The 3,575-nt window shown below is 31.1% G+C and carries 3 protein-coding genes and 1 pseudogene; 1 reads left to right on the forward strand and 3 read right to left on the reverse strand.

Annotated elements, in window-relative coordinates; all coding sequences use genetic code 11:
- Both CCO88_RS10225 and CCO88_RS08805 read right to left on the reverse strand, forming a co-directional pair.
- Positions 1 to 263: pseudogene (locus CCO88_RS10225) on the reverse strand (bacteriohemerythrin); the annotation flags it as partial.
- Positions 264 to 266: 3 nt separating this feature from the next.
- The gene (locus tag CCO88_RS08805; protein ID WP_002840278.1) at positions 267 to 902 is read right to left on the reverse strand and encodes a bacteriohemerythrin; all 636 of its coding nucleotides are present in this window, start codon (positions 900 to 902) and stop codon (positions 267 to 269) included.
- Between the two features lie 335 nt (positions 903 to 1,237).
- On the opposite strand from CCO88_RS08805, the gene mutY reads away from it, so the two are divergent.
- Entirely contained in the window at positions 1,238 to 2,245 is a 1,008-nt protein-coding gene (gene mutY / locus CCO88_RS08810) for an A/G-specific adenine glycosylase (protein ID WP_002781386.1), read from the forward strand.
- Here mutY and CCO88_RS08815 read toward each other — a convergent pair.
- Positions 2,231 to 3,493: an MFS transporter gene (locus CCO88_RS08815; protein ID WP_002793433.1), complete on the reverse strand. Its 1,263-nt coding sequence runs from the start codon at positions 3,491 to 3,493 to the stop codon at positions 2,231 to 2,233. The two genes, mutY and CCO88_RS08815, sit on opposite strands and share 15 nt — an antisense overlap.
- Positions 3,494 to 3,575: the final 82 nt, after the last annotated feature.

Below are 3,575 nucleotides of genomic sequence, written 5' to 3' on the forward strand. Positions count from 1 at the left end.
ATCATGGATTGGATGATTTCTTTATGAATTTGGCGATGCCTTTCAAAGTCTGGATAACGAATGAATTGCATATATTTTTCTTCATCATCAAAATGGTATTTCATATAGTTGAAAAAATCTGTAAGCAAAGCTTTAATTTCATCTCTATGAACGGGTTTATCAAATATATGTTCAACTTTGGCTGCAAGTTCAAACAGCTTTTTGTGTTAGTTGTCTATTCTGCCATTATGAACGCTATAGATTTTATCCCATTTTGGAAGCAAGCTTTATCCCTTATAAGTTTTTTCTTGGCTTCTAATAAAAAATAAAAGCTCTTGACATTTTTTACATCTCATAACCTTGCCTTCATTGGTAATACTTTCATGCTCTTTAAAGCTTAACCTATGATCTATCTTGCAAGGACAAGAATAGATAAATTCGAAATTTTCCTCCTGTGTTAGGGTTTGTTTTGGTGGCAAATCGTTTAACTCAAGTGCTTTATTTTCATCTTTTTTTAAATTCTCATTTACCCAAGCAATAATCATAACATCATGGCTTAAAATATGCCTAGAAAGCCATTTTGACATGATAGAGTATAGTTTTTCTTTTAAATCATTTGTAGATTTTATATTTTGTATCAATTGAGACATTTCATGTATGATATTTTTATGCATTTGTTTGTGCTCGTAAAGGCGTGGATATTGAATTTCTTGCATAAATTCTTCCTCATCATGAAAATGTTCTTTCATATAAGCAAAGAGTTCGGTTAAAATTTCTTTTAATTCATCGCGCTTAACAAATTTAAAAACCGCATTTTCAACTTGTGCTGCAGGTTCGAAGAGTCTTTGGTGTTGGGTATCGATTTTTTGATGGTTGATATTATAGCGTTCATCCCAAAGGGGAATTAGCTTATGATGATCCATTGATTTAACCCTTTAAATGCGTTTAAAAATACTGATTTAAATAATTATAACAAAGAATATAATTTTGAAAATTAAAAATGTATTTTAAATATTTTATTCTAAATTAAAGCTTTGAAAATAACTATATTTCCTTACTTTTTTATTTTTTATTTGAATTTATATTTAAGTTGTGTTTATTTTTGCATTTTTATTATTTGTAGCTTTGTATTGTATGTAAAATGGGATTTTTATATAAATTGATAAAATGATTTTTGATTTTAATTATTAAAATATCACTATAATACATTATAAATTTTTATGCAATTTTTGTTATACTCTAACCCATGCAAAAACAAATGATTCAAAATTTACAAGATAAATTACTTCTTTGGTATGATAAAAATGGACGCAAAAATTTGCCGTGGCGCAATTTAGAAAGTAAAGATTGTGATGAAAGATTAAAAGATATTGATAGAGCTTATGGAGTTTATATCAGTGAAATTATGCTCCAGCAAACTCAGGTAAAATCAGTTTTAGAGAAGTTTTATTTTCCTTTTTTGCAAAAATTTCCTACCTTACAAAGTTTAGCTAAGGCAAACGAAGATGAGCTTTTAAAGGCTTGGCAGGGGCTTGGGTATTACACTCGTGCTAGAAATTTAAAAAAAGCAGCTTTAGAGTGTGTGGATAAATTTGAAGGCAAATTACCCAAAAAACTTGATGAATTAAAAAATTTAAGTGGTATAGGAACTTATACCGCAGGAGCCATTGCTTGTTTTGCTTATGATCAAAAAGTTTCTTTTGTAGATGGCAATATACGCCGTGTACTTTCACGCCTTTTTGCCTTGGAAAATCCGAAAATGAGTGAGCTTGAAAGAAAGGCTAAGGAGCTTTTAAATTTAGCAGATGCTTTTAATCACAACCAAGCCTTACTTGATATAGGTGCTTTAATATGTGTGAGTAAAAATGCAAAATGTGGAATTTGCCCCTTGTATGATTTTTGCCAAGGAAAATTCAATACAGAGCTTTATCCTGGAATTAAAAAAACATCTTATGAGAATGCAAACTTAAGTCTTTTTGTATTTGAATGGGATAAAAAATTTGCTATACAAAAAAGTCAAGATAAGCTTTATAAGGGTATGTATAATTTTCCTTTTTTTAAGAAAGAGGAAGGCGAAATTTTTAAAAATATGAAATTGTTAGGAGAGTTTAAACATCATTATACAAAGTATAAATTAAATATTAAAGTTTATCATCAAATTTTAAAAGAGGAAAATAAAAATTATCAATTTAAAAGCTTAAAAGAATTAGAAAGTACCGCACTTTCGATACTTTCTTTAAAGGCTTTAAGATTAATTAAGCTCTGATTTTTTAGGCAGGCACAAAGTTGCTATAAACATAAGCAGAGTAAGCACGGCGATATAAACAAAAAAGCCATTTTCCATTCCTGCATTTTTAAATTGTAAAGCCACCCAAGGTGCAGATCCTCCAAAGATGGCATTAGATATCGCATAACCCAAGCCTGTGCCTAAGGCTCTTACATGTTCAGGGAAAAGTTTGGCTTTAAAAATTCCAGCCACTGAAGTATAAAAACTTAGAATAATAAATAAAAGCACCACTAAGATAAACACTAAAGAAGCATTGCTTTGAGCATTGCTTGATATAAGATTGAAAATAGGATAAATTCCTACAAAAGCTAAGATACAAAAGATGATTAAGGATCGCTTATGTCCTATCTTATCGCCGATATATCCAAAAAGCGGTTGTATAATCATAAGTATAAATAAAGCACCTAAAAAGAGATTATTAACCAGTGTTTTATCCATACCTGAATTTTCCATAAAAGTTTTGGTATAGGTAGTGATAGTATAAAATGCCAAAGATCCACCTGCAGTGATACCAAGTACCATTAAAAATTGTTTCCAAGAGCTTGTAAATAAAGCTTTGAGTGTCCCTCTATCCTCATGTTTGTGAATTTGTGTCGCGCTTTCATTCATCACTTTGCGCACAAGAAGAGAGCCAAGGGCTAAAATTCCACCCACAACAAAAAGTATTCTCCAAGCATAATCTTTCATTTCATCAATGCTAAAAAAGAAAAGCATTATACTAATACTAGCTACTGCTAAAAGCTGTCCGCCTATGAGGGTTACGTATTGGAAAGAAGAGTAAAAACCCCGCTTGCCTTCTGTGGCAAGTTCGGAAAGATAGGTCGCTGCTATGCCGTATTCCCCACCTACACTTAGTCCCTGTATGAGTCTTGCAAGTAAAAGCAAGATAATAGCAAAATCCCCCACCACATCTTTACTAGGTAAAGCTGCTATCATAAAAGAGCCTAAAGCCATTAAAACCACAGATACAACCATGGATTTTTTACGACCCACTTTATCAGCTAAAGAACCAAAAAGCCAAGAGCCTATAGGACGCATAAAAAAGCCCGCAGCAAAGACTCCAAAAGCATTGATTTGCTGCACGATAGGATTATCAGAGGTTGAAAAAGTATGAGCAAAATAAGTTGCTGTAAAAGCATAAATATAAAAATCAAACCATTCTACCAAATTTCCGCTACTTGCAGCTACAATAGAACGGATTTTTTTCGCTCGAGTAAGTTCTTGCATAAAATTTCCTTCATTTTAAAGTTTTAATTTTTTCAAGTATAATGTGGATTTTATTTAAAAGTTTTGAAAATATATAAAATAA

Source organism: Campylobacter coli LMG 9860 (assembly GCF_000254135.1).
Classification (GTDB): Bacteria; Campylobacterota; Campylobacteria; order Campylobacterales; family Campylobacteraceae; genus Campylobacter_D; species Campylobacter_D coli.

Bases quoted from the DNA above. Each gene is read 5' to 3' on its own strand.
- CCO88_RS08805 (WP_002840278.1), bottom strand. From the start codon at position 902: ATGGATCATCATAAGCTAATTCCCCTTTGGGATGAACGCTATAATATC.
- mutY (WP_002781386.1), top strand. From the start codon at position 1,238: ATGATTCAAAATTTACAAGATAAATTACTTCTTTGGTATGATAAAAAT.
- CCO88_RS08815 (WP_002793433.1), bottom strand. From the start codon at position 3,493: ATGCAAGAACTTACTCGAGCGAAAAAAATCCGTTCTATTGTAGCTGCA.